This window comes from Hydrogenophaga sp. RAC07 (assembly GCF_001713375.1).
Taxonomy (GTDB): Bacteria; Pseudomonadota; Gammaproteobacteria; order Burkholderiales; family Burkholderiaceae_C; genus Hydrogenophaga.
In genome coordinates, this window is the sequence record NZ_CP016449.1 from 3250541 (window position 1) to 3274584 (window position 24044).

The 24044-nt window shown below is 63.4% G+C and carries 20 protein-coding genes; 3 read left to right on the forward strand and 17 right to left on the reverse strand.

Annotation, left to right across the window (positions count from 1 at the left end):
- Window positions 1-18 precede the first annotated feature (18 nt).
- From BSY239_RS15265 to BSY239_RS15340, 16 genes are all read right to left on the reverse strand, one after another.
- On the reverse strand, window positions 19-753 hold the full coding sequence (locus BSY239_RS15265; RefSeq protein ID WP_069047542.1) for an MlaA family lipoprotein: 735 nt from the start codon (window positions 751-753) through the stop codon (window positions 19-21).
- Between the two features lie 119 nt (window positions 754-872).
- The gene (gene mlaD, locus BSY239_RS15270) at window positions 873-1352 is read right to left on the reverse strand and encodes an outer membrane lipid asymmetry maintenance protein MlaD (RefSeq protein WP_069047543.1); all 480 of its coding nucleotides are present in this window, start codon (window positions 1350-1352) and stop codon (window positions 873-875) included.
- Window positions 1353-1371: 19 nt separating this feature from the next.
- The gene (mlaE, locus tag BSY239_RS15275; RefSeq protein ID WP_442905750.1) at window positions 1372-2154 is read right to left on the reverse strand and encodes a lipid asymmetry maintenance ABC transporter permease subunit MlaE; all 783 of its coding nucleotides are present in this window, start codon (window positions 2152-2154) and stop codon (window positions 1372-1374) included.
- On the reverse strand, window positions 2151-2975 hold the full coding sequence (locus tag BSY239_RS15280) for an ABC transporter ATP-binding protein (protein ID WP_069047544.1): 825 nt from the start codon (window positions 2973-2975) through the stop codon (window positions 2151-2153). Before BSY239_RS15280 ends, mlaE begins: the two co-directional genes overlap by 4 nt.
- A gap of 88 nt (window positions 2976-3063) precedes the next feature.
- Window positions 3064-4545, reverse strand: coding sequence for a glutamate synthase subunit beta (locus BSY239_RS15285; protein ID WP_069047545.1), 1482 nt, complete (start codon window positions 4543-4545; stop codon window positions 3064-3066).
- 26 nt (window positions 4546-4571) lie between these two features.
- Window positions 4572-9350 carry a glutamate synthase-related protein gene (locus BSY239_RS15290; protein WP_069047546.1) on the reverse strand — a complete coding sequence of 1593 codons (4779 nt, stop codon included), beginning with the start codon at window positions 9348-9350 and terminating at the stop codon, window positions 4572-4574.
- A 185-nt stretch (window positions 9351-9535) separates the two neighbouring features.
- Entirely contained in the window at window positions 9536-10237 is a 702-nt protein-coding gene (locus BSY239_RS15295; protein ID WP_069047547.1) for a transposase, read from the reverse strand.
- A gap of 53 nt (window positions 10238-10290) precedes the next feature.
- Window positions 10291-11493 carry an MFS transporter gene (locus BSY239_RS15300; protein WP_069047548.1) on the reverse strand — a complete coding sequence of 401 codons (1203 nt, stop codon included), beginning with the start codon at window positions 11491-11493 and terminating at the stop codon, window positions 10291-10293.
- 22 nt (window positions 11494-11515) lie between these two features.
- The gene (locus tag BSY239_RS15305) at window positions 11516-12700 is read right to left on the reverse strand and encodes a deoxyguanosinetriphosphate triphosphohydrolase (protein ID WP_069047549.1); all 1185 of its coding nucleotides are present in this window, start codon (window positions 12698-12700) and stop codon (window positions 11516-11518) included.
- The gene (gene aroB / locus BSY239_RS15310; RefSeq protein WP_069047550.1) at window positions 12700-13821 is read right to left on the reverse strand and encodes a 3-dehydroquinate synthase; all 1122 of its coding nucleotides are present in this window, start codon (window positions 13819-13821) and stop codon (window positions 12700-12702) included. The genes BSY239_RS15305 and aroB overlap by 1 nt, the downstream gene beginning before the upstream one ends.
- A gap of 46 nt (window positions 13822-13867) precedes the next feature.
- A complete protein-coding gene (locus BSY239_RS15315; protein WP_236944080.1) occupies window positions 13868-14419 on the reverse strand; it encodes a shikimate kinase in 552 nt (183 codons plus the stop codon).
- Entirely contained in the window at window positions 14416-16539 is a 2124-nt protein-coding gene (pilQ, locus tag BSY239_RS15320) for a type IV pilus secretin PilQ (protein WP_069047551.1), read from the reverse strand. The genes BSY239_RS15315 and pilQ overlap by 4 nt, the downstream gene beginning before the upstream one ends.
- Window positions 16536-17087: a pilus assembly protein PilP gene (locus BSY239_RS15325; protein ID WP_069047552.1), complete on the reverse strand. Its 552-nt coding sequence runs from the start codon at window positions 17085-17087 to the stop codon at window positions 16536-16538. Before BSY239_RS15325 ends, pilQ begins: the two co-directional genes overlap by 4 nt.
- The gene (locus tag BSY239_RS15330; RefSeq protein WP_069047553.1) at window positions 17087-17758 is read right to left on the reverse strand and encodes a type 4a pilus biogenesis protein PilO; all 672 of its coding nucleotides are present in this window, start codon (window positions 17756-17758) and stop codon (window positions 17087-17089) included. The genes BSY239_RS15325 and BSY239_RS15330 overlap by 1 nt, the downstream gene beginning before the upstream one ends.
- Before the next feature lie 17 nt (window positions 17759-17775).
- Window positions 17776-18396, reverse strand: coding sequence for a PilN domain-containing protein (locus BSY239_RS15335; RefSeq protein WP_069047554.1), 621 nt, complete (start codon window positions 18394-18396; stop codon window positions 17776-17778).
- Window positions 18393-19472 carry a pilus assembly protein PilM gene (locus BSY239_RS15340; protein ID WP_069047555.1) on the reverse strand — a complete coding sequence of 360 codons (1080 nt, stop codon included), beginning with the start codon at window positions 19470-19472 and terminating at the stop codon, window positions 18393-18395. The genes BSY239_RS15335 and BSY239_RS15340 overlap by 4 nt, the downstream gene beginning before the upstream one ends.
- A 267-nt stretch (window positions 19473-19739) precedes the next feature.
- Between BSY239_RS15340 and BSY239_RS15345 the strand changes: the two genes are divergently transcribed.
- A complete protein-coding gene (locus BSY239_RS15345; protein ID WP_442905751.1) occupies window positions 19740-22160 on the forward strand; it encodes a penicillin-binding protein 1A in 2421 nt (806 codons plus the stop codon).
- On the opposite strand, the gene cyaY is transcribed toward BSY239_RS15345, so the two are convergent.
- Window positions 22150-22479 carry an iron donor protein CyaY gene (cyaY, locus tag BSY239_RS15350; protein WP_069047556.1) on the reverse strand — a complete coding sequence of 110 codons (330 nt, stop codon included), beginning with the start codon at window positions 22477-22479 and terminating at the stop codon, window positions 22150-22152. The genes BSY239_RS15345 and cyaY overlap by 11 nt on opposite strands.
- A 12-nt stretch (window positions 22480-22491) precedes the next feature.
- Here cyaY and lptM point away from each other — a divergent pair, with 12 nt between their 5' ends.
- Together lptM and lysA are read left to right on the forward strand one after the other, a co-directional pair.
- Window positions 22492-22686: an LPS translocon maturation chaperone LptM gene (gene lptM / locus BSY239_RS23075; protein WP_083240003.1), complete on the forward strand. Its 195-nt coding sequence runs from the start codon at window positions 22492-22494 to the stop codon at window positions 22684-22686.
- A gap of 87 nt (window positions 22687-22773) precedes the next feature.
- Entirely contained in the window at window positions 22774-24042 is a 1269-nt protein-coding gene (gene lysA, locus BSY239_RS15355) for a diaminopimelate decarboxylase (protein ID WP_156775619.1), read from the forward strand.
- Window positions 24043-24044: the final 2 nt, after the last annotated feature.

Sequence of the window (24044 nt, forward strand, 5' to 3'; positions counted from 1 at the left end):
TCGGCGCCTCACTCGCCCTCACTCCCCATCATCCAGGCCGATACCCTTGTCAATCATGTCATCGATCTGACTTTGGCGGCGGTTGAGGTAGAGATCGCGTGTGAAGCTGTATTTGTCGAGTGCGGCCTCTTCCAGCAGCGAACTGGCGCGCAGCAGGCCTGCGCGGGTGTCGACCACGCGCAGCGCGGTGAGCGAATTGCGCGCCGACACGTCGTTCATGCCGGAGACCGGATCCACGCTCATGTCGACCACCAGGCCGGTGCCGTCACGCACGGACGAAGGTCCGAAGATCGGCAGCACGAGGTAGGCGCCGGAAGGCGCACCCCAGCGGCCCAGGGTCTGACCAAAGTCCAGACGGGTGCGGGGAATGCCCATTTCGGTCGCGATGTCCAGCACGCCGGCCAGGCCGAACACGCTGTTCACGCTGAAGCGCATGAGGTTTTCGGTGGCTTCGCGCGGGCGCAGTTGCAGACCCGCATTGGCCGCCGACCACAGGTCGCCCAGGTTGTTGAAGAAGTTGTTCACGCCCGTCTGCACCGGGCTGGGGGTGACGTCTTTGTAGACCGTGGCCACCGGTTTGAGCACCGCCGTGTCCACGGCGTCGTTGAAGCGGTACACACCGCGGTTGAACGGCTCCAGCGGATCTTGCGGGTTGGCATCGGGGCCCGTGGCACAACCGGTGAGCACCGCCAGGGCCAGGGCGCTGGCCAGCAGAGCCGGGGACCGGCCGGTGTGCTTGAGTTTGTTTTTCATCATGGAACCCCCTGGGCGCTGCGCCCGAATCGTTGTTGCGTCGTTGTTGCTTCAGCAGGCTGCATTCTTGTCAGGTTGCGGCGTCTTGTCCGCAAGCGCCGCCAAAAGCCCTGCTGGGCTTACTCGGCGGGCTTGGCGTCGCCGCTGTTGGCCGCGCTGTTGAAGAGAAACTGGCTGATCAGGTTCTCCAGGATCACCGCCGACTGCGTCTGCGTGATCACGGCGCCCGCGGCGATGTTCTCGGTATCACCACCGGGCTCGATGCCGATGTACTGCTCGCCCAGCAGCCCGTTCGTGAGGATCTTCAGCGAGCTGTCCTTGGGAAACTTGTATCTGGATTCGAGTGCCAGGGTGATGTGGGCCTGGAAAGTGGTGTCGTCGAACGTGATCGACTCAACCCGCCCGACCACCACACCCGCGCTGCGCACTGCGGCCTTGGGCTTGACGCCGCCGGCGTTGTCGAAGCGGCCCACCACCTGGTAGGTCTTCTCGAAGTTCAGGCTCAGCAGGTTGGCCGACTGCAGGGCCAGGAACAGGATGGCCACTGCGCCGATCAGCACGAACAGGCCGACCCAGATGTCGTTTTTGGAAGTTTGCATGTTGGTCTCCGGATGACGCTCAGATGCTGAACATCGTGGCGGTGAGGATGAAATCGAGCGCCAGCACGGCCAGCGAGGCCACCACCACGGTGCGGGTGGTCGCGCGCGACACGCCCTCGGGCGTGGGGTGGGCGCTGAAGCCCTGGAGCAAGGCCACGAAGGTCACGGCAAAACCGAACACCACGCTCTTGATGACGCCGTTGCCCACATCGGCCCACACGTCCACCCCGCCCTGCATCTGGCTCCAGAAGGCGCCACCGTCCAGACCCAGCATGAGCACGCCCACCACCCAGCCGCCGACGACGCCAACCGCGCTGAAGATGCCGGCCAACAAGGGCATGACGATCACACCGGCCCAGAAGCGCGGGGCGAGCACGCGGCGCACCGGGTCCACCGCCATCATTTCCATGGCACTGAGCTGTTCGCCGGCTTTCATGAGGCCGATCTCGGCGGTGAGCGAGGTGCCGGCGCGTCCGGCAAACAGCAACGCGGTGATCACAGGCCCGAGTTCACGCACCAGCGAGAGCGTGACCAGCAGGCCCAGCGCTTCGGTGGCACCGTAGATGCGCAGCGTGTAGTAGCCCTGCAGGCCAAGCACGAAGCCGACAAACAGGCCCGAGACACCGATCAGGGCCAGCGAGTGGTTGCCCAGAAAGTGGATCTGGTCGCGCAGCAGCGCCGGGCGGCGCAGGGCCGCGCCCAGCAGCAGCAGCAGTCGGGCGAGCAGGCGCGTGGATGTGCCGATGTCGGTGATCTGGTGGCGCACCGCGAAGCCCAGGCGGGCGATCCACGCCACGGTCATGCCGCCTCCTTGTGGCCGTTGCCGAAGTCGTCTTCGAGGCTGGGGCCGGGGTGGTGAAAGCGCACCGGGCCGTCGGGCAAGGCGTTGACGAACTGTTTGACCAGCGGGTCCTCGCTGTGGCGCACTTCCTCAGGGGTGCCCTGGGCGGCAATCTTCCCGTTGGCCAGCACGATCACCTGGTCGGCGATGTGGAAGGTCTCATCCAGATCGTGCGAGACCACGATGCTGGTCAGGCCCATGGCATCGTTGAGCTGGCGGATGAGCCGGGCGGCGGTGCCCAGCGAAATCGGGTCCAGACCGGCGAAGGGCTCGTCGTACATCACGAGCTCGGGGTCGAGCGCGATGGCCCGGGCCAGCGCCACGCGGCGAGCCATGCCGCCGGACAGTTCGCTCGGCATCAGGTCGCGCGCACCGCGCAGACCCACCGCGTTGAGCTTCATGAGCACGATGTCGCGCACCAGTGCTTCGGGCAGCTTCGTGTGTTCGTGCAGTGGAAAGGCGACGTTGTCGAACACGCTCATGTCGGTGAACAGTGCGCCGAACTGGAACAGCATGCCCATGCGCCGGCGCGCGGCGTACAGGGCTTCGGCCCGCATCACCGTGATGTCCTGTCCATCAAAGAGCGTCTGCCCTTTTTGCGCACGGAGCTGCCCGCCAATGAGGCGCAACACCGTGGTTTTGCCGCCGCCGGACGCACCCATGAGCGCCGTGACCTTGCCGCGGGGCACGGTCAGCGTGATGTTGTCGAGGATGGCGCGCTCCCCGTACCCGAAGGTGAGGTTGCGCAGTTCGACCAGAGGAGGTGCGTTGTCGGTGGGCATCAAACAAAAACCGGGCAATCGATGCCCGGCCTTTTGAATGATACGGGATTTGGGGTAAACCCCGAGGCTCGCTTTGTTTCGTTTGTTTTCAGCGCGGCAGATCAGAAAAACCCATCAGGAATTCGTCGACCGAGCGTGCGGCCTGGCGGCCCTCGCGGATCGCCCAGACCACCAGGCTCTGACCACGGCGCATGTCGCCGGCGGCAAACACCTTGGGCACGTTGGTGGCGTAGCCGCCGGTGAACTCGGTGCTGGCCTTGGCGTTGCCACGGGCGTCTTTGTCCACGCCGAAGCCGTCCAGGATGCTGGCCACCGGGTTCACAAAGCCCATGGCCAGCAGCACCAGGTCGGCCTTGTACTCTTTTTCAGTGCCGGGAATCTCGACCAGCTTGCCGTCTTTCATTTCGACGTGCACGGTGGTCAGGCCGGTGACCTTGCCCTTTTCGCCCTTGAAGGCCTTGGTGGAAATGGCGAACTCGCGCTGGAGGATGCCCTTCTCGGCACTTTCGTCGTGGCTGGAGCTGGTGCGCAGCTTGAGCGGCCAGTAAGGCCACACCAGGGGCTTGTCTTCCTGCTCGGGCGGCTGGGGCATCACCTCGAACTGGGTCACGCTCACGGCGCCGTGGCGCGTGCTGGTGCCCACGCAGTCGGACCCGGTGTCGCCACCACCGATCACGATCACGTGTTTGCCGTCGGCGCGCAACTGGCCCTTGAGCTTGTCACCCGCGTTGACCTTGTTTTGCTGCGGCAGGAATTCCATGGCGAAGTGCACGCCATCGAGGTCGCGGCCGGGGACCGGCAGGTCACGGCTCTGTTCGGAACCGCCCGTGAGCAGCACGGCATCGAAGTCCTTCTGCAGCTGCTCGGGCGTGATCGTCTCCTGCGCCCAGTTGGTCACCTTGGTGTCCTTGGGCAGGGTGCCGACCATGACGCCGGTGCGGAACACCACGCCTTCGGCCTCCATCTGCGCGACGCGGCGGTCGATGTGGGTCTTCTCCATCTTGAAGTCGGGAATGCCGTAGCGCAGCAGGCCACCCACGCGGTCGTTCTTCTCGAACAGGGTCACGTCGTGGCCGGCGCGCGCGAGCTGCTGGGCAGCGGCCATACCGGCCGGGCCGGAACCGACCACGGCCACCTTCTTGCCGGTCTTGTGGCGCGGCGGTTGCGGCTGCACCCAGCCTTCGGCCCAGGCGCGGTCGATGATGGCGTGCTCGATCGACTTGATGCCCACGGGATCGTCGTTCACGTTGAGCGTGCAGGCGGCCTCGCACGGTGCGGGGCAGATGCGGCCGGTGAACTCGGGGAAGTTGTTGGTGCTGTGCAGCACGGTGATCGCGTTCTTCCAGTCGCCCTGGTACACGAGGTCGTTGAAGTCCGGAATGATGTTGTTGACCGGGCAGCCGCTGTTGCAGAACGGCGTGCCGCAGTCCATGCAGCGCGCGGCCTGCACCTTGGACTGCTGGTCATCCAGCGCAACGACGAATTCCTTGTAGTGCTTCAGGCGCTCGGGCACGGGCTTGTAGCCCTCTTCCAGACGCTCGTATTCCATGAAGCCGGTGACTTTTCCCATGATGCGTGTCCTTCGATTGCGTTGGCTTATTTGGCGGCGACGGTGGCTTTTTTCGCCGTGGCCTGGGCCTTGGTGGTCACCTCAGCAGCGTTCTTTCGGGCGTGGATTTCACCCAGCGCGCGCTTGTACTCGTTCGGGAAGACCTTCACGAACTTCTCGCGCGACTGCGCCCAGGTGTCCAGCAGTTCGCGCGCGCGCTTGCTGCCGGTCCAGCGGTTGTGCTCTTCGAGCAGCTTCTTCAACTGCGCTTCGTCGCTCTGACCGCGGTGCCAGATCGCCTTGTCCATGGTGGCTTCCTGCTCTTTGGCAGACAGCACTTTCTCCATGCTGACCATGGCGGTGTTGCAGCGTTTGGCGAACTGACCGTCTTCGTCGTACACATAGGCCACGCCGCCGCTCATGCCGGCGGCGAAATTGCGCCCGGTCTTGCCCAGCACCACCACGGTGCCGCCGGTCATGTATTCACAACCGTGGTCGCCCGTGCCTTCGACCACCGCCGTGGCACCGGAGAGGCGTACCGCGAAGCGCTCGCCGGCCACACCACTGAAGAAGGCTTCACCGGTGGTGGCGCCGTACATCACGGTGTTGCCAACGATGATGTTGCGCGCGGCTTCGCCACGGAAGTCGATGCTCGGGCGCACCACCACGCGGCCACCGGAGAGGCCTTTGCCGGTGTAGTCGTTGGCATCACCGATCAAATACAGCGTGATGCCCTTGGCCAGGAAAGCGCCGAACGACTGGCCGCCTGTGCCCTCGAGCTGGATGCGGATGGAATCGTCCGGCAGCCCCTCGGGGTGCACCTTGGTCACCGCGCCCGAGAGCATGGCGCCCACCGAGCGGTTGACGTTGCGCGCCACCTCGATGAACTGGACACGCTCGCCTTTGTCGATGGCCGCGCGCGATTTGGCGATCAGGATGTTGTCCAGCGCCTTGTCCAGACCGTGTTCCTGCTCCTGCGTGTGCAGGCGCGGCACGTCGGCCGGCACGTTGGGCAGGGCCAGCAGGCGGCTGAAGTCAAGGCCGCGCGCTTTCCAGTGTTCGACGCCCTGCTTCATGTCGAGCAGGTCGGCGCGGCCGATCAGGTCGTCGAACTTCCGGATGCCCAGCTGCGCCATGATCTGGCGCACTTCTTCGGCGATGAAGAAGAAGTAGTTCACCACGTGCTCGGGCTTGCCGCTGAATTTCTTGCGCAGCGCCGGATCTTGCGTGGCCACCCCCACCGGGCAGGTGTTGAGGTGGCACTTGCGCATCATGATGCAGCCCTCGACCACCAGCGGTGCGGTGGCGAAGCCGAATTCGTCGGCGCCCAGCAGCGCGCCGATGGCGACGTCGCGACCGGTCTTCATCTGGCCGTCGGCCTGCACACGGATGCGGCTGCGCAGGCGGTTGAGCACCAGCGTTTGCTGCGTTTCGGCCAGACCGATTTCCCACGGGCTGCCGGCGTGCTTGATGGACGACCAGGGCGAAGCGCCGGTGCCACCGTCGTGGCCGGCGATCACCACGTGGTCGGCCTTGCACTTGGCCACGCCCGCGGCGATGGTGCCCACACCGATTTCAGAGACCAGCTTGACGCTGATGCTGGAATGCGGCGCCACGTTCTTCAGGTCGTGAATCAGCTGCGCCAGGTCTTCGATGGAGTAGATGTCGTGGTGCGGCGGCGGGCTGATGAGGCCCACGCCCGGCACGCTGTGGCGCAGCTTGCCGATGTAGTCGCTCACCTTGCCGCCGGGCAGCTGACCGCCCTCGCCGGGCTTGGCGCCCTGGGCCATCTTGATCTGGATCTGGTCAGCGCTGTTGAGGTACTCGGCCGTGACACCGAAACGGCCCGAGGCCACCTGCTTGATCTTGGAGCGCATGGAGTCGCCGGCCTGCAGCACGTAGTCGACTTCAAAGGTGTCCTTGCCCAGCAGGTCGGACATGGTCTGCCCCTGCTTGATCGGGATGCCCTTGAGCTCGTTGCGGTAACGCAGCGCGTCTTCACCGCCCTCGCCCGTGTTGCTCTTGCCGCCGATGCGGTTCATGGCCACGGCCAGCGTGGCGTGCGCCTCGGTGGAGATGGAGCCGAGCGACATGGCGCCGGTGGCGAAACGCTTGACGATCTCTTTCGCCGGTTCCACTTCGTCGATCGGGATGGCCTTGGCGGGATCGATCTTGAACTCGAACAGGCCGCGCAGGGTCATGTGGCGGCGGCTCTGGTCGTTGATGAGCTGCGCGTATTCCTTGTAGGTGTTCCAGTTGTTGGCGCGCGTGCTGTGCTGCAGCTTGGCGATGGCGTCGGGCGTCCACATGTGCTCTTCACCGCGGGCGCGCCAGGCGTATTCGCCGCCGGCGTCGAGCATGGTGGCGAGCACCGGGTCGTCGCCGAAGGCCGCCTTGTGCATGCGGATGCTTTCCTCGGCGATTTCGAACACGCCAATGCCGCCCACGCGGCTGGAGGTGCCAGTGAAGTACTTCTCCACGGTGGCGCTGTTCAGGCCGATGGCTTCGAACAGCTGCGCGCCGCAATAGGACATGTAGGTCGACACGCCCATCTTGGACATGATCTTGGACAGGCCCTTGCCGATGGCCTTGACGTACTGGTAGATCGCCTTCTCGGCGCTCAGGTCGCCCGGCAGGCCTTTGTGAATCGCGTTGAGCGTTTCCATGGCCAGGTAGGGGTGCACGGCCTCGGCGCCGTAGCCCGCGAGCACAGCGAAGTGGTGCACTTCGCGCGCAGTACCGGTTTCCACCACCAGGCCGGCCGTGGTGCGCAGACCTTCGCGCACCAGGTGCTGGTGGATGGCGGACAGAGCCAGCAACGCGGGAATGGCGATCTGCGTGGCGCTGATCGATCGGTCGCTGATGATCAGGATGTTCTTGCCACTCTTGATCGCGTCCACCGCGCCGGCGCACAACGAGGCCAGCTTGGCTTCAACACCTTCACGACCCCAGTCTGCGGGATAGGTGATGTCCAGCGTGTGGCTGCGGAACTTGCCCTGCGTGGCCGATTCGATGTCGCGCAGCTTGGCCATGTCGGCGAAGTCCAGCACGGGCTGGCTCACTTCCAGGCGCATCGGCGGGTTGACCTGGTTGATGTCGAGCAGGTTGGGCTTGGGGCCGATGAAAGACACCAGCGACATCACGATCGCTTCGCGGATCGGGTCGATCGGCGGGTTGGTCACTTGCGCGAACAACTGCTTGAAGTAGTTGTACAGCGGCTTGTTCTTGTCGGAGAGCACGGCCAGCGGGCTGTCGTTGCCCATGGACCCGATGCCCTCTTCGCCATTGGCGGCCATGGGGCTCATCAGGAACTTGATGTCTTCCTGCGTGTATCCAAACGCCTGCTGGCGGTCCAGCAACTCGGGGGCGACGTTTTCCATGCCGCCAGTCTGCGGCTCGGTGGCGCTGATGCGCTGCTCTTGCGCCGATTCACCGGCCACCGGGGTGTCCACATCGTCCAAGCGGATGCGCAGATTGTCGATCCACTGCTTGTAGGGTTTGTTGTTGGCGAGGTTGGCCTTGAGCTCCTCGTCGTCGATCATGCGGCCCTGCTCCAGGTCGATCAGGAACATCTTGCCGGGCTGCAGGCGCCACTTGCGCACGATCTTGTTTTCGGGCACGGGCAGCACGCCGGACTCGGAGCCCATGATCACGAAGTCGTCGTCGGTGATGCAGTAACGCGAAGGACGCAGGCCGTTGCGGTCGAGCGTGGCGCCGATCTGGCGGCCGTCGGTGAAGACGATGGAAGCCGGGCCGTCCCACGGCTCCATCATGGCGGCGTGGTATTCGTAAAACGCCTTGCGGCGCTCGTCCATGGTGGTGTGCTGCTCCCAGGGCTCGGGGATCATCATCATCACGGCCTGGGCCAGCGGGTAACCCGCCATGGTCAGCAGCTCCAGGCAGTTGTCGAACGTGGCGGTGTCGGACTGGCTGGCAAAGCTGATTGGATACAGCTTCTGCAGGTCGGCGCCCAGCACGGGCGAGGACATGACGCCCTCGCGCGCCTTCATCCAGTTGTAGTTGCCCTTGACGGTGTTGATCTCGCCGTTGTGCGCCACATAGCGGTAGGGGTGGGCCAGTGGCCATTCGGGGAAGGTGTTGGTGGAGAAGCGCTGGTGCACCAGACCGAGGGCAGAGACGCAACGCTCGTCTTGCAGATCGCGGAAGTAGGTGCCCACCTGATCGGCCAGCAGCAGGCCCTTGTAGACCACGGTGCGGCTGCTCATGCTGACCACGTAATACTCTTTGCTGTGCGTGAGCTTGAGGCGCTGGATCGCGCCACTGGCCGTCTTGCGGATCACATACAGCTTGCGCTCCAGCGCGTCCTGCACGATCACGTCGTTGCCACGGCCGATGAAGACCTGGCGAATGATGGGTTCCTTTTCGCGCACGGTGGGCGACATCGGCATGTCGCGGTTCACCGGCACATTGCGCCAGCCCAACAGCACCTGGCCTTCGGCGGCAATGGCGCGCTCCATTTCCTGCTCGCAGGCCAGACGGCTCGCGTGCTCCTTGGGCATGAAGATCATGCCGACACCGTACTCGCCGGCCGGCGGCAGGGTGACGCCCTGCGCGGCCATTTCTTCCCGGTACAGCGCGTCGGGCAACTGGATCAACAGACCTGCGCCGTCGCCCATGAGCTTGTCGGCACCGACCGCGCCCCGGTGGTCCAGGTTTTCCAGAATCTTCAAGCCCTGCTGCACGATGCCGTGGCTCTTTTCGCCCTTGATGTGCGCCACGAAACCGACGCCACAGGCGTCGTGCTCGTTGGAAGGGTCGTACAGACCGTGTTGCTGGAGGTGCTGTTGCTCGGCTGCCGTGGTCATGGCGCTTCCTTCTCGGTTCGTGGGGCGTTGATGCAAATCGCGGACTGGGGAGCATATTGCATTGCAACAACAATGCCAAGCAGATTAATGGGGGTCAGATTCCAATTTCGTGCGCACGATTTTCAGATCGATCTTAATTGGGGACAGATCAAGTCCGAGCGGAGCTGCACCGCCGCACATCGTGATCAGCCTCCGTCCGAAGGTGGCATCGGAGGTCGACCGGCGCGCGCTTCGCTGATTCGCCGACTTGTCTGCTTCTGCAGGGTCTCCACAAAGCCTTCGTCGCCCAGCGCCCAGCCGTGCAGTGTGGCGTGCGTGATCGCCTGTTGTGCATCGGCGGCGAGCCCGGCACGCACCAATTCGGTGTAGGCCGCCTCCCGCGCAAAGGGCGTGTTCCCCAGACTCCACACCAAGGGATGGGGCGTCACCCGCCGGTCGCTGGTCTGTCCGATGAAGTGGCGGTGGCTGGACCAGACGTATTGCTTGGGATCGTTGACGATGCCCGCGCGCACGGGGTTCAGGTCCAGGTACGCCATGCAGGCCAGCAGGTAACGGTCGGTCTGGATCAGGGTGGACTTGTACCGCCCCTCCCACAGCGTGCCGGTGCGCTGGTACAGGTCGTTGAAGTACCGCACGTAGCGCCTGCCCACCGCCTGCATCATCAGCGGCACACCCTCGCCTGTCTCGGGTGTGAGCAGCAAGTGGAAGTGGTTGTCCATCAGCACATAGGCGTTGATCGCCACCTGGTGCTTTTTCGCGTTTTCGCCCATGAGTTCGAGCAGCACCTCGCGGTCGGCATCGGTCTTGACGATGGGCTGGCGGTTGTTGCCGCGCTGGATCACGTGGTGGGGATATCCGGCAACGGTGAGGCGAGGAAGGCGGGCCATGGCGTTTGGGAAGCTGGGAAATTGGAATCTGACCCCGATTAGACTGACCCCGATTAGACACCACCCCGCTGGTGCCACGCCGCTTGCAGGCGGCCAGCCAGCAGCAGCCCCAGCACAGACGAAGCGCCCGTGACCCACCAGGTGGACTGCCAGCCACCGGCCAGGGTGGCGACCCAGGCCACCAGCGGCGGGCCGATGAACTGGCCAAGAGCCGAGAACTGCTGCATCCAGCCGACCGTGGTGGACACGGTGTCTTCGCCCGGCGCCAGCACCACCGCCAGACCGAACAAGGTGCCGGGGATCAGCCCGCCCACGCCTGAGAACACCAGCACGGCCAGGTATTGCGCCACGGGATGCCCTGCCGCTGCAAACGTGATCACGGAGCCAAGCCCCATGGCGCAAAAACCACTGGCCAACAACACGCCAGGGCGCACACCCCGCGCCAGCAACCGGCCAGCGCCGATGTTGCCCACCATGTTGATGCCGGCGGCCAGTGCACTGAAGCCACCCACCGCCGCCGCCGTGTATCCGGCCTGCGCATAGATGGAAGGCAAGAACCCGATGACCGCCAGCCATTGGCCGGAATACAGAAAGAACGCGAGCGCCACCCACCAGGGTCCCGGCGCTTTCAGTGTTTTCCGCAAACGCGGGCCCCAGGCTTCAGCTCCCTTGGCGGCCGACATCTTCTCGGGCGCGACGCTGCGCGCCAGGAGCACGACCGAGGCCAGCGACATCAACGACAGCGCCAACCAGACCCATCGCCAACCGATCTGCCCAATGAGCGCACCGCCCAGCAACAACGCCAGCGCGGTGCCCAGCGGCATGTAAGCGCCCCACCAACCCAAAGCACGCGACAGTGTGGGCGCGTGCAACACGCGCCGGCGCAACAGGCCCGGCGCGGGCAGCACCGCGAGCAGAAAACCCACGCCTTCCACCACACGGGACACCAGAAGCACCTCGATGCCCGGCGCCACGGCGCCCAGCGCGCTGCCCAGCCCGAGCAGCACCAGGCCGATCAACATGACTCGCCTTGGCCCGAGCCGGTCGGCCATGAGCCCGACCGCCAGACCCAGGGTCATGCCGGCGAGCTGCACCAGCGACAACAGAAAGCCCGCCTGCACCAGCGTGAGTTGCAGGGCGTCGCGCAAAACGGGAATGGCGACCGGCAACTTGCCGATGTGCAGGGCGCAGGAGACGCCCACGGCAAACACGATGGCGGCGGTCCGCCGGGAAGCCGGGTCTTCGCGGGGCGTCATGGCGCGGCGGGACCGGTTCGGCTCAGGGAAAGACCACGGTTCCGAACAGACGCTCGTGTTCCCGGATGGCGAAACGATCGGTCATGCCGGCGATGTAGTCGGCCACGGCGCGCGCGTGCTGCTGGCTGCGGCCATGCGCCTCGGGAAGTTCCTGCGGCGCACTCAGGTAACGGTCGAACAGATCGCTCACCACCTGCCGCGCACGGCCGGTGGTTTCCATCACCTGGGGGTGGCGGTAGAGGTTGCGCAACAGGAAGGTCTTGAGCACCTGCGAACGGTCGCGCATCTCGGGTGAGAACCCCACCAACAAAGGCAGACGGCGTGCAGCATCGGCATCGATCAAACCGTGCTCTTCCAGGCGCAGGCGGGTGTGGTCGATGACGTCGTAGACCTGATCGCTGAGCATCAGGCGGATCGATTCGAACAACAGGCGTCGGCCAGCCAGCGTGGGGTGCGCTTTCAGCGCCTGCTGCCGGTAATGCGCGAACAGGGGCACGTCGTCGAGTTGCTCCAACGTGAGCAAACCCGAGCGCACTCCGTCGTCGATGTCGTGTGCGTTGTAGGCGATCTCATCGGCGAGGTTGCACAGCTGCGCTTCCAGACTCGGCGATCCACCGTTGAGAAATCGGGCCGCCACGCCGTTGGGCTCCTGTCGTTCAAGCCGTTGTGCGTGGGCGCGCGAGCAGTGCTTGAGGATGCCCTCGCGGGTCTCGAAGCACAGGTTCAGTCCGTCAAACGACGGGTACCGCTCCTCAAGCTCGTCCACCACGCGCAAGCTCTGCAAGTTGTGCTCAAAACCGCCGCCGTTCTCCGCCAGGTCACTGGGAGAGAGGGACTGCATGCAGGCGTTCAATGCGTCCTGGCCCGCGTGTCCGAACGGGGTGTGCCCCAGGTCGTGCGCCAGCGCAATGCCTTCCACCAGATCCTCGTTGAGCTGCAGCGACCTCGCAATGCTGCGCCCGAGCTGCGCAACTTCGAGAGAATGGGTCAGGCGGGTGCGGAACAGGTCACCTTCGTGGTTCAGAAACACCTGGGTTTTGTAGACCAGGCGGCGAAATGCCGTGGAATGGATGACACGATCGCGATCACGCTGAAAGGCGGTGCGCGTGGGCGCCTCCGCTTCCGGGTAACGGCGTCCCCGGCTGCGAGCCGGGTCGCACGCATACGCGGCCAGGCCGGGCACCGGTGGCTTCGGCAGCCGCTCCATCAGAGCCGCACGCTGTCAGCGATCACCCGCGCCACCAGCGCATCGGGCGCGCCGCGCACCACCGCGCTGCCCGGGCGGTCCAGCACCACGAACTTGATCTCGCCGGCCTCCGATTTTTTGTCGACCTGCATCAGCGCGAGGTATCGGCCCAGGTTGTCTTGCACATCCAGCACAGGCGCCACCGTGGGCAGTCCCGCCGCTTGCACCAGGCGCGTGAGGCGTTCAACAAAGGCCGCATCCACCCCGCCCAGCCGCTGAGAGAGCCGTGCCGCCATCACCATGCCGCAACCCACGGCTTCGCCATGCAGCCAGGCACCGTAGCCCATCCCCGCCTCGATGGCGTGGCCGAAGGTGTGTCCAAAGTTCAGGATGGCGCGCAGGCCGGCCTCGCGCTCGTCCTGCCCCACCACCCAGGCCTTGATCTCACAGCTGCGTTTGACCGCATGAGCCAGCGCGGCGGGGTCGCGTGCGATGAGCGCATCCATGTTCGCTTCGATCCAGTCGAAGAAGGCCATGTCGGCAATCGGGCCGTATTTGATGACCTCGGCCAGCCCCGCACTGAGTTCGCGGGAGGGCAAGGTGCTGAGCGTATCCAGATCGCACAACACCAGCTGCGGCTGGTAGAAGGCCCCGATCATGTTCTTGCCCAGCGGGTGGTTGATGGCCGTCTTGCCTCCGACCGACGAATCCACCTGCGCCAGCAGCGTGGTCGGCACTTGAACAAACGGCACGCCACGCATGTAGCTGGCCGCGGCAAAGCCCGTCATGTCACCCACGACGCCACCGCCCAGCGCGAACATCACCGTCTTGCGGTCGCAGCCTTGGGACAGAAGCGCATCAAAGATCTGATTCAAGGTCTCCCAGTTCTTGTGGGCTTCGCCGTCGGGCAGGCACACCGTGTGAATGCGGGGATAACGTGGCGCGAGCGCCCTTTCAAGGCGCTGGGCATACAGCGGCGAGACCGTTTCGTTGGTCACGATCATGGCGCTGTGCGCGGTGGGCAGATTCGCAAAACTGTCCGCAGCATCGAGCAGGCCCGATCCGATGTCGATGGGGTAGCTCCGATCACCGAGGGCAATGCTCACACGCTCGTGCGCGGGGAAGGTGGCTTGTGTCGTCATGGGCTCCGAGTTTATGCCCTGACTGCCGGAGTGCCGGCCGCCTGGCTCAGTGCTGGGGTGGCACTGCGCCGGGCGCCACCACGCCGGCAAGCTCCAGCTGCATCACGATCATGTTCACCAGCATGGCCACCGAAGGCCTGCCGGTCTCAATCACGAAATGCGCTGTCTCCCGGTACAGAGGATCACGCACCGAATAGAGATCTTTCAGTCGCTGCAAGGGGTCTGCCACCTGCAGCAGGGGACGGTTGCGGTCGTATCGCAGCCGACGGAACACCTCTTCGGGCGTCGAGCGGAGGTACACAACGGAGCCGCGCTGGTGGAGGTGTTCCCGGTTCTCGTTGCGCAACACAGATCCACCACCGGTGGACACCACACAGGCAGGCCCGGCGGTGAGTTCGTCCAGGATCGCCGACTCGATGTCTCGAAAGCGGTCTTCCCCTTCGCGCTCGAAAAACTCGCGGATCGAACAGCCCAATCGCTGTTCGATCACGTGGTCGGAGTCAAAAAAGGGGAGATCGATGCGGCGGGCCAGCTGCCTACCCACCGTCGACTTGCCCGAGCCGGGCAAGCCGATCAGGAAACAGGAGGTGGCGCTCAATTGATCGCGGATCGACCCAGCACGCGCGGAGTGATGAAGATGAGCAGTTCCGACTTGTTGTTGATCCGCTCGCGCGACTTGAACAGGTTGCCCACGCCAGGAAGGTCTCCCAGCAGCGGCACCTTGTTCACCTGGTCTCGCTCGGTCTGCTCGAAAATGCCACCGATCACCACGGTGCCACCGTTCTCCACCAGCACCTGGGTTTGCACGTGCTTGGTGTTGATGGCAATGCCGTCGGGTGTCGATTCACCACGGCTGTCCTTGTTGATGTCCAGGTCCAGAATGATGTTGCCTTCCGGCGTGATCTGTGGCGTGACTTCCAGCTTCAGGTTCGCCTTGCGGAACGCAATGGCCGTGGCTCCGCTGGAGGTGGCCGTTTGGTAGGGAAACTCCGTGCCTTGTTCGATGAGGGCTTTCACCTGATCGGCAGTGACCACACGCGGGCTCGACACGATGCGTCCCTTGCCATCGGATTCGAGCGCCGAGATCTCCAGGCTCAGGAAACGTGATGCATTCGGGCTGAACAGCGACAACGCGTACGAAGCTGCCAGCGCATTGCTCGGATTGGCCGGAAGGCTCACAAAAGGCTGGGAAGTCTGCGTCGGGCCCGTGGACACCGCCCCGTAGGTGGAGCCGAAGTTGCCCTGCACCGCGTTGCCGTTGACCGAGCCCACACCGAATCCACGAACACCACCGCCCAGCCGCACACCCAGTGACTTGCCGAAGCTGTCGTCTGCTTCGACGATGCGCGCTTCGATGATCACCTGGCGAATCGGAATGTCCAGCTTGGCAATCAGGTCTTGAACCTGCTGCAGCTTGGACGGGATGTCGGTCACGAACAGCTGATTGGTCCGGGGCTCGGAGATCACGCTGCCGCGATCGGACAGGATACGGGCGCTGTTGCCACCACTACCACCGCCGCCGCTGCCTGACGAGGTTAGTTGCGCCGCGATGTCCACCGCCTTGGCGTAGTTCATCTGGAAACCCTGTGTGCGCAAAGCCTCCAGGCTCTCTGTCGATGCACGGGCTTCAAGGTCCTGCTTCTCTCGCGCGGCAATCTCGTCTTTGGGTGCGATCCACAACACATTGCCAGACTTGCGCATGCCCAGACCTTTGGCCTGGAGAATGATGTCCAGCGCCTGGTCCCACGGCACATCCTTCAGGCGCAGCGTCACCGATCCAGTGACCGAGTCGGACGTCACCACGTTGAAATTGGTGAAGTCGGCAATGACTTGCAGCAACGAACGGACTTCGATGTTTTGAAAGTTGAGCGAGAGCTTCTCGCCGTTGTAGCCAGGACCTTGTGTCAGCTTGCTGGAGTCGATCTTCTGCTCGCGGATTTCGAGCACAAACTGGTTGTCGCTCTGGTAGGCCGAATGCTCCCAATTGCCGGTGGGTGCCACCACCATGCGAACACGGTCACCTGCCTGGGAGGTCGTCACGCTTTGAACCGGCGTGCCGAAGTCGCTGACGTCGAGGCGACGGCGCAGGCCTTCGGGCAAGGAGGTCTTGAGAAACTCGACCACCAGGTTCTGACCTTGCTGGCGAATGTCGACGCCCACCTGGTTGTTGGCCAACTCCACGACCACACGGCCGGCGTTGCCCACACCGCGGCGGAAATCGATGTCCCGAAGCGACGCCACATCGCGGTTGCGACTTTCAGAGAAGACGGCCGGGGGTGCAGTCACCGCTGTGACCGCCTCGGACCGCTGCAGCACAACCAGCAGGGAATTGCCTTCGATCTTGGTTTCGTAGGATGCCGCTTGCTTCAGGTTGATGACCACACGGGTCCGGTCACCGGCTTGCACAACATTGGCCGAGCGCAGATTGCCTTCATTGATGTCGACAGTGCTTCGGCCAATGGCATTGGCCACACCGGGAAAGTCGAGGGCGATGCGCGCAGGTGCCTGGATCGTGAAGCCGGTGGGAACAGCCGTGAGTGGCTGCGCCGTGTTGATGCGAATGATCTCAACGCCGCCTTGCACCCCACCCGTCAGCGACTGGATGGCGTTCTGGGCTTGCGCCCACACGGTCGAGAATGCCATGCACGCAACGACGGCGCCTTTGAGCAAGCCCCACTGCACGGAAGAAACCACGGTTGCCTTGATTGGCTTGTTCATTTAGAAGATCCCTCTTGTAACTGCAACGCTGCGGGGCGCTCGGTCCATTCGCCGCCGGAATCCTGCACGATCTCGCGCAAGATCACCTCGGTCTCGGAAATGCGGGTCACCCGTCCATAGTTCTGGCCCAGGTAATTGCCCGGCCTGACTTGGTACAGCAGGTTGTCCACTTTCACCAACGCCACCAACTGACCATCCCGATTCAGGCTGCCGACCAGAGACATGGTGTCCAGTGGATAGGCCTCCAGCGGTTGTTTGCGCCGGTTGAGCTCAGGCTCGATCAGTGCGGCGTTGACCACCGGTGCGGACTGACTGCCGCGCAGGACACTGGTCAGCTTCTCGATGCTGAACGGTGGCGTTGCCCGCTCTCCCAGATAAGCCTGGGGTTCAAACTTGGTGGGCGCTGGAATGGGCTGAACGGAGGGCTTGATGCTGTTGCGCTCGCTTTGCATCCAGGCTTGAAGTTCGTCTTGCCCCGATGAAGTGCACGCAGAAAGCACAGTGATCGCAGCGATGCTCAAGATAAGCTTGGTGTGGGAGGAAGACATCACTTCTTGGCTCCCTGTGCCTTCTGTTGAAGAGCAATTTCTTCTTGATCCAGGTAACGGAAGGTCTTGGCGATGCAGTCCATGGTGAGGATGCCTTCGCGGTTGGTCACGGGCGTCAACGTCAGGTTGTTGAGCGTCACGATGCGGGAAAGATTGGCGATGTCGGCCGCGAACAGCCCGATGTCATGGTACGAACCCGTCACGCGCACGGAGATGGGCAATTCAGCGTAGTACTCCTTCACGCTGATCTGCCCTGGGCGGAACAATTCAAACTGAAGGCTTCTGCCCAAGCCCGCCTGGTTGATATCCGAGAGCAAGGCATCCATCTCGGCCTTGCTGGGCAACTGCTTTTCCAGCTGGGTGACGTACTGCTGCACTTGTTCCAGCTGTTTTCGCAAGGCGTCCAGGTTCACCGCCTGAATGGCCTTTTTCTTGTAGTCCTCGCGCAGCTGTTGCTCTCGGGCCTTCTCGGCGATCAACTCTTCGTCCGAATCTTTCAACCAGGCAAACCACAAGCCGGCAATGACCGCGACGCAAACCGCCACAAACAGCAGGTTGCGCGGCAGTCCTGGCCACTGTGATGGGTCGTTCGGGTCCAGTCCGGTGAACTGGCCCTTGAGTTTTTCCTGGACTCCCTTGAAGTCCACATTGATGCTGGGCGATTTGGCCATGGATGTGTGCCCTCAGATCAGACCTTGCCCGGCGCGGCGGGTGCGCCGGCTGGACTGGTGGGAGCGCCACCGTTGGCGGAGGGGCGTTTGAGCGCGACGCGCATGGAGAAATTGAACACGCGGCGCTGGTCTCGTGCAGTCACTGCGACACTGGACGACACGATCTCGATCAGTTCTGGCCGGGTCAACCAAGGGCTGCTGTTGGCAAGGTTGCGCAGCAAGTCTGACACGCGCTCCTGGGATTGCGCGACACCGTTCAACAGAACGCTCTGACCTTCTTGTTTCATCGACTTGAGGTAGATGCCATCGGGCAACTGAGTCACCAGTTCGTCGAGCAAATGAACAGGAATATTGCGGTCGCCTTGAAGATCTTCCACGGCGGTCTGCCGGGCACGCAGCGAAGCAATCTCCCTCTGCAAACCGGCGATGTCCTTGATTTCAGCGTCCAGCCGGGTGATTTCAGCCTGGAGAAAGGCGTTGCGCTCCTGCTGCGAAGCAATCTGACCTTGGTACCAGGTGAACACGGCGCCGCAGACAATGCCTCCGAGCAGCGCGGACAGACCGAGCTGGGTGAAGAACTGATCCTTTTGCCGCTTGCGGGCCGCCTCGCGGTGAGGCAACAGGTTGATCAAGATCATTGGTAGAACCTCCGCAAGGCCAACCCGGTGGAGGTCAAGTAGGAAGGCGCTTCGCGCGAGATCTTGCGGGCCTGGATGGACGACGCCATTTCCATCGCGTCAAAGGGATTGATGACCATGCAGGCAAACGACGTCTGGTGCGTCACGGCCTCGGTCAAGCCTGGCAACGCAGCACTGCCACCAGCCAACAAGATGTGGTCCACCTTGTTGTACGGCGTGCTGGTAAAGAAGAACTGCAATGCGCGGCCCACCTCTTGCGCCATGCTTTCAATGAAAGGGTCCAGCACAGCCGCGCGGTAGTCGTCTGGCAGATCTCCCGAGCGCTTTTTGGCTTCGGCTTCGTCAGCCGAGAATCCGTACTGTCGAACGATCAACTGCGTCAACTGCGCGCCACCAAAAGCCTGGTCGCGCTCGTAGAGAACATCGTCGTTGCGCATGACCTGCATGCTGGTGGTCAGAGCGCCCACCTCAAACAATGCCACCAGGGAGTCGATGCCCTGATTGGGCAATGTCTCGATCACGCGGCCGGCGGCCATGCGGGAAGCGTAGGACTCCACGTCCATCACCACCGGTTTGAGGCCAGCAGCTTCGGCCAGACCTTGACGGTCCGACACTTTTTCCTTGCGCGAGGCGGCAATCAAGACCTCGACGTCGCCCACCGAATTGGCACTGGGCCCGATCACGCAGAAGTCCAGACTCACTTCGTCCAGCGAGAAGGGAATGTATTGATTGGCTTCCGACTCCACCTGGGCTTCCAACTCCTTGTCGGACAAGCCGCCAGGCAGGATGATTTTTTTGGTGATCACGGCTGATGCCGGCAGTGCCAGTGCGACGTTCTTGGTCTTGCTGCCACTCTTGCGCACCACTCGCCGAACGGCCTCGGCCACCTCGTCGAACTTTTCGATGTTGCCGTCGGTGATCCAGCCTCGCTCCAGCGGCTCCATGGCGCAGCGCTCCAGCACCAGATCAACGGATCGGTTGCGGGAAAGCTCCACCAGCTTGACGCTGGACGAACTCACGTCAATGCCCAACATGGGCGCCGGTTCACGGCTGAATAACGACCCCAATGAGATCAAGATGACCCCCCGATATGATGACACCCGACGGCATCAGACTTAAGAATTCACTTGAATGCTAGCAGCAAGCTCTTTGTCCAGCAAAGAAATTTTGCCTTTGAGACAACTGGAAACGTTGCCAAAATCACACGTGGATGAACCGGGTTGTCCGCTTGTCATGTACCGCTGCGCAGCAAGCTGCTCAACAACTCACAATATGCCGACCACGCTGGCTCAAGCCACCGAGCGCCATTTTTATAATCGGGGTTTGAGGCCCTGATCGACTGCATGTCCAACCAAGATACCCCCACCCCTTCGAAGAATTCAAAGCCAGTATCTGCGGGCCACACAGCACTGATCTGGATGGGACGCTTGGTGGTGGCTGTGGCCGGACTGGCGGCGGCAGGTGTTGTAAGCGTGCTGATGGCCGTGGGCATCGCACTGGCCGTGGCCTACCCGAATCTGCCCGACGTGGCCGGACTGGCGGACTACCGTCCCAAATTGCCGTTGCGCGTGCTCACGACGGAAGGCCAATTGATCGGCGAATTCGGCGAAGAGCGGCGCAACCTGCTCACGATCAACGAAATCCCCGAGGTGATGAAGAACGCGGTTCTCGCCATTGAAGATGCGCGCTTCTTCGAGCACCACGGCGTGGACTACCGCGGCATGATCCGGGCCGCGCTGGCCAACCTGCGCCAGGCCAAGAGCCAAGGCGCGTCGACCATCACGATGCAGGTTGCGCGCAACGTCTACCTGTCTGCGGAGAAGAGCTACACACGCAAGATCTACGAAGTTCTGCTGACCTTCAAGTTGGAGCATTTGCTCACCAAGGAACAGATTCTCGAAATCTACATGAACCAGATCTTTCTGGGTCAGCGCGCCTACGGTTTCTCGTCGGCCGCCCAGGTGTACTTTGGCAAGGCGCTCAAGGATGTGACCATTGCCGAAGCGGCCATGTTGGCCGGTCTGCCGCAGGCGCCCTCAGCCTACAACCCCGTTCGCAACCCCCGCCGCGCCCGTGCTCGCCAGTTGCACATCATCGACCGCATGGTGGAGAACGGGTTCATCACCGCCGAGCAGGCCGAAGTGGCCAAGACCGAAGAGCTCAAGCTGCGCCCTGTGGGCAATGTGGCGCAGGTGCATGCCGAGTTCGTGGCCGAAATGGTCCGCCAGTCCATCGTGTCGCAGTATGGCGAAGAGGCCTACACGCGCGGACTGGTCGTCACCACGTCCCTGAAGGCCGCAGAGCAAGAAGCGGCTTACCGCGCGGTGCGCCAAGGCGTCCTGGAATATGAGCGCCGACAGTTCTACCGCGGCCCCGAGCTGTTCATTGATCTCCCGAAAGACAAGGCGGCGTTGGACGAAGCGGTTGACGATGCGCTGACGGAACGACCCGACAACGACGATTTGCTTTCCGCCGTGGTGCTGGAAGCCGGTCCAAAACGTGTGTTGGCGGTGCGGCAGGATGGCGAGCCGTTCGAGGTCATCGGCGAGGGACTCAAGCCCGTGCAGTCCGGGCTGTCGGACAAGGCAGGACCCAACGTCAAGATCCGGCCCGGCGCGGTGATCCGCGTGGTGCAGACCGCCAACAAGACCTGGCGCATCACGCAGCTGCCTGAAGTGGAGTCGGCCTTTGTGGCCATGGATCCTCGCACGGGCAAGGTGATCGCTTTGGTGGGTGGCTTTGATTTCCAGAAGAGCAAGTTCAACCATGTGACGCAGGCGTGGCGCCAGCCGGGCTCCAGTTTCAAGCCATTCATCTACTCCGCCGCGCTGGAAAAAGGCCTTACCCCCATGACAGTCGTCAACGATGCGCCGCTGTTCTACAGCGCCGACGCCACCGGCGGCAAACCCTGGGAACCGAAGAACTACGACGGGCAGTTCGAAGGACCGATGTCGGTTCGAAGGGCGCTGGCCAAGTCCAAGAACATGGTCTCGATCCGCGTGCTGCAACTGGTGGGCACTCAGAGCGCCCAGCAGTGGGTGGGACGATTTGGCTTCGACGTCGACAAACACCCGCCCTACCTCACCATGGCACTGGGTGCAGGTTCGGTTACGCCGATGCAGATGGCGGTGGGCTACGGCGTGTTCGCCAACGGCGGTTACCGTGTGGCACCCACCTTGATCACAAGGATTGCCGATCACAAGGGAAAGGTACTCTTCGAGGCGGCGGAGGCACAGCTGTCCGACGCGCAGCGCGCCATTGAACCGCGCAACGCTTTCATCATGAACAGCCTGCTTCAGGAAATCACCCGCTCGGGCACGGCAGCGCGCGCGCAAGCCACGCTCAAACGAACCGATCTCTTTGGCAAAACCGGCACCACCAACGACTCGGTGGACGCCTGGTTCGTGGGCTATCAACCCACCTTGGTCGCTGCGGCTTGGGTGGGATATGACTCGCCACGCAACCTGGGCAGCCGCGAAACCGGTGGCGGGCTGAGTCTTCCGATCTGGATTTCGTTCATGTCTCAGGCGCTCAAGGATGTGCCGGTGGCGGCGTACACGCCTCCACCCGGGGTGATCAATGTGGGTGGCGAGTGGTACTTTGAAGAGTTCACACCCGGCAACGGCGTGCACGGGCTGGGCTTGCAGGACCCATGGCCAGGCGCAGTGGTTCCGGAGGTCGACCCCGCCAGTGCGCCAACCGCGCCAGTGGCAGCGCCCGTTGTGGAAGACCGGCGCGGCATCCTCGATCTGTTCAGGAACTGAAGCTCAGCGACTGGCCGGATTGTTCTGATGCGAAACGGGAGAGGTGGGCCAGAAACTCGCCCTGGCCTTTGGTATCCATCCAGGCGGTCCCGTCGTGGCGGTAGTGGAAACCACCGGCGCGCGCGGCCAGCCACACTTCCTGCAGCGGCTTCTGCAGGTTGACGATGATCTGGCTGCCGTTGGCGAACGTCATCGTGATCATGCCGCCCACGCGCTGGTTGTCGACATCGGCATCGGTTTGATCGTTGATGCGATCGCATGCCAACTCGATCGCGCGCAACAGCGCCTCTGCCAGGTCTTGGTACTCGGTGTCGGTCATTACAATCGGTGCATGTTGAGAACGACACGCATTTTAGGCCGCCCCCCTTCACGCACGCGGGTTGTGGGCATGGTGCTCGGCCTGTTGTTGCTGTCGGCTTGTGGTCAAAAAGGGCCTTTGTACCTGCCCACCGCCACACCGACGCCGGCCAGCACAAACGCCACGACAATCGCCCCGACGCCGACGGTCAGCCCCGCACTGCGCTGACGCACAACGCGCTCCCGGCTGCCGGCCTGTGCACCCCCTCCATCTGTTCCGATCCTCAGAATGACCACCCTGCCCGGCCAGCCTCCCATGACCCTGCCCCCTTTCATTTCGTACCAGTCGGGCGAACTCGTGATGGAGGGCGTGTCGCTCAAGAAGTTGGCCGAGCAACACGGGACGCCACTTTTCGTCTACAGCCGCGCAGCCATGCTGGGCGCGCTGGCCGCCTACCAGCGCGGGCTGGCTGGGCGCTCGCACCAGATCTGCTACGCCATGAAGGCCAACTCCACGCTGGGCATCCTGCAGACGCTGGTGCGTGCAGGCTGCGGGCTGGACATCGTCTCGGGTGGTGAACTCGAACGCGCGCTGGCCGCTGGTGTGGAGCCAGGCAAGATCATCTTCTCCGGCGTGGGCAAAACGCGCGCCGAGATGCGTCGCGCGCTGGACGTCGGCATTGGGTGTTTCAACGTGGAGAGCCGCGCCGAGCTGGACGTGCTCGACGAAGTTGCGCGCGACATGAAACGGCGCGCACCCGTGAGCGTGCGCGTGAACCCCAATGTGGACGCGCAGACCCACCCCTACATTTCCACCGGTCTCAAGGGCAACAAGTTCGGCATCGCGCACGAAGATGTGGTCGCCACCTACCGGCATGCCGCTGCATGCACCGGCCTGCACGTGGTCGGCATCGACTGCCACATCGGCTCGCAGATCACGCAGACCGGGCCCTACCTCGACGCGATGGACCGGGTGCTTGATCTCGTGCAGAGCATCGAAGCTGCGGGCGTGCCGATCGAGCACATCGACTTCGGTGGCGGCCTGGGCATCGACTACCACGGCGACACACCCCCACAGGCCGATGCGCTCTGGCAGCAACTGCTGAAACGACTGGACGAACGCGGTTTTGGCGACCGCAAGATCGTCATCGAACCCGGTCGCTCACTCGTGGGCAACGCGGGTGTGTGTCTCACCGAAGTGCTGTACCGGAAGCCGGGCGAGCAGAAGAATTTTCTGATCGTGGACGCGGCCATGAACGACCTGCCACGCCCTGCCATGTACCAGGCCTTTCACCGCATCGTGGAAGTTGCTCCCCGCGAAGAGGCCCCCACCACCTGGGACGTGGTCGGCCCGGTGTGCGAAAGCGGAGATTGGTTGGGCCGCGACCGCGCGCTGGCCGCGCAGTCAGGTGACGTGCTGGCTGTGCTGTCGGCAGGCGCCTACTGCATGAGCATGGCGAGCAACTACAACACGCGCGGTCGGGCCGCTGAGGTGCTGGTGGATGGCAACACTGCCACGCTGATCAGGGCGCGCGAATCGGCCGCTGACCAGTTGCGCCTGGAAACCTTGCTGCCGCCGGCCTGATC

Coding starts and splice junctions, on each gene's coding strand:
- BSY239_RS15265 (WP_069047542.1), bottom strand. CDS start 753: ATGAAAAACAAACTCAAGCACACCGGCCGGTCCCCGGCTCTGCTGGCC.
- mlaD (WP_069047543.1), bottom strand. CDS start 1,352: ATGCAAACTTCCAAAAACGACATCTGGGTCGGCCTGTTCGTGCTGATC.
- mlaE (WP_442905750.1), bottom strand. CDS start 2,154: ATGACCGTGGCGTGGATCGCCCGCCTGGGCTTCGCGGTGCGCCACCAG.
- BSY239_RS15280 (WP_069047544.1), bottom strand. CDS start 2,975: ATGCCCACCGACAACGCACCTCCTCTGGTCGAACTGCGCAACCTCACC.
- BSY239_RS15285 (WP_069047545.1), bottom strand. CDS start 4,545: ATGGGAAAAGTCACCGGCTTCATGGAATACGAGCGTCTGGAAGAGGGC.
- BSY239_RS15290 (WP_069047546.1), bottom strand. CDS start 9,350: ATGACCACGGCAGCCGAGCAACAGCACCTCCAGCAACACGGTCTGTAC.
- BSY239_RS15295 (WP_069047547.1), bottom strand. CDS start 10,237: ATGGCCCGCCTTCCTCGCCTCACCGTTGCCGGATATCCCCACCACGTG.
- BSY239_RS15300 (WP_069047548.1), bottom strand. CDS start 11,493: ATGACGCCCCGCGAAGACCCGGCTTCCCGGCGGACCGCCGCCATCGTG.
- BSY239_RS15305 (WP_069047549.1), bottom strand. CDS start 12,700: ATGGAGCGGCTGCCGAAGCCACCGGTGCCCGGCCTGGCCGCGTATGCG.
- aroB (WP_069047550.1), bottom strand. CDS start 13,821: ATGACGACACAAGCCACCTTCCCCGCGCACGAGCGTGTGAGCATTGCC.
- pilQ (WP_069047551.1), bottom strand. CDS start 16,539: ATGAACAAGCCAATCAAGGCAACCGTGGTTTCTTCCGTGCAGTGGGGC.
- BSY239_RS15325 (WP_069047552.1), bottom strand. CDS start 17,087: ATGTCTTCCTCCCACACCAAGCTTATCTTGAGCATCGCTGCGATCACT.
- BSY239_RS15330 (WP_069047553.1), bottom strand. CDS start 17,758: ATGGCCAAATCGCCCAGCATCAATGTGGACTTCAAGGGAGTCCAGGAA.
- BSY239_RS15335 (WP_069047554.1), bottom strand. CDS start 18,396: ATGATCTTGATCAACCTGTTGCCTCACCGCGAGGCGGCCCGCAAGCGG.
- BSY239_RS15345 (WP_442905751.1), top strand. CDS start 19,740: ATGTCCAACCAAGATACCCCCACCCCTTCGAAGAATTCAAAGCCAGTA.
- cyaY (WP_069047556.1), bottom strand. CDS start 22,479: ATGACCGACACCGAGTACCAAGACCTGGCAGAGGCGCTGTTGCGCGCG.
- lptM (WP_083240003.1), top strand. CDS start 22,492: ATGTTGAGAACGACACGCATTTTAGGCCGCCCCCCTTCACGCACGCGG.
- lysA (WP_156775619.1), top strand. CDS start 22,774: ATGACCCTGCCCCCTTTCATTTCGTACCAGTCGGGCGAACTCGTGATG.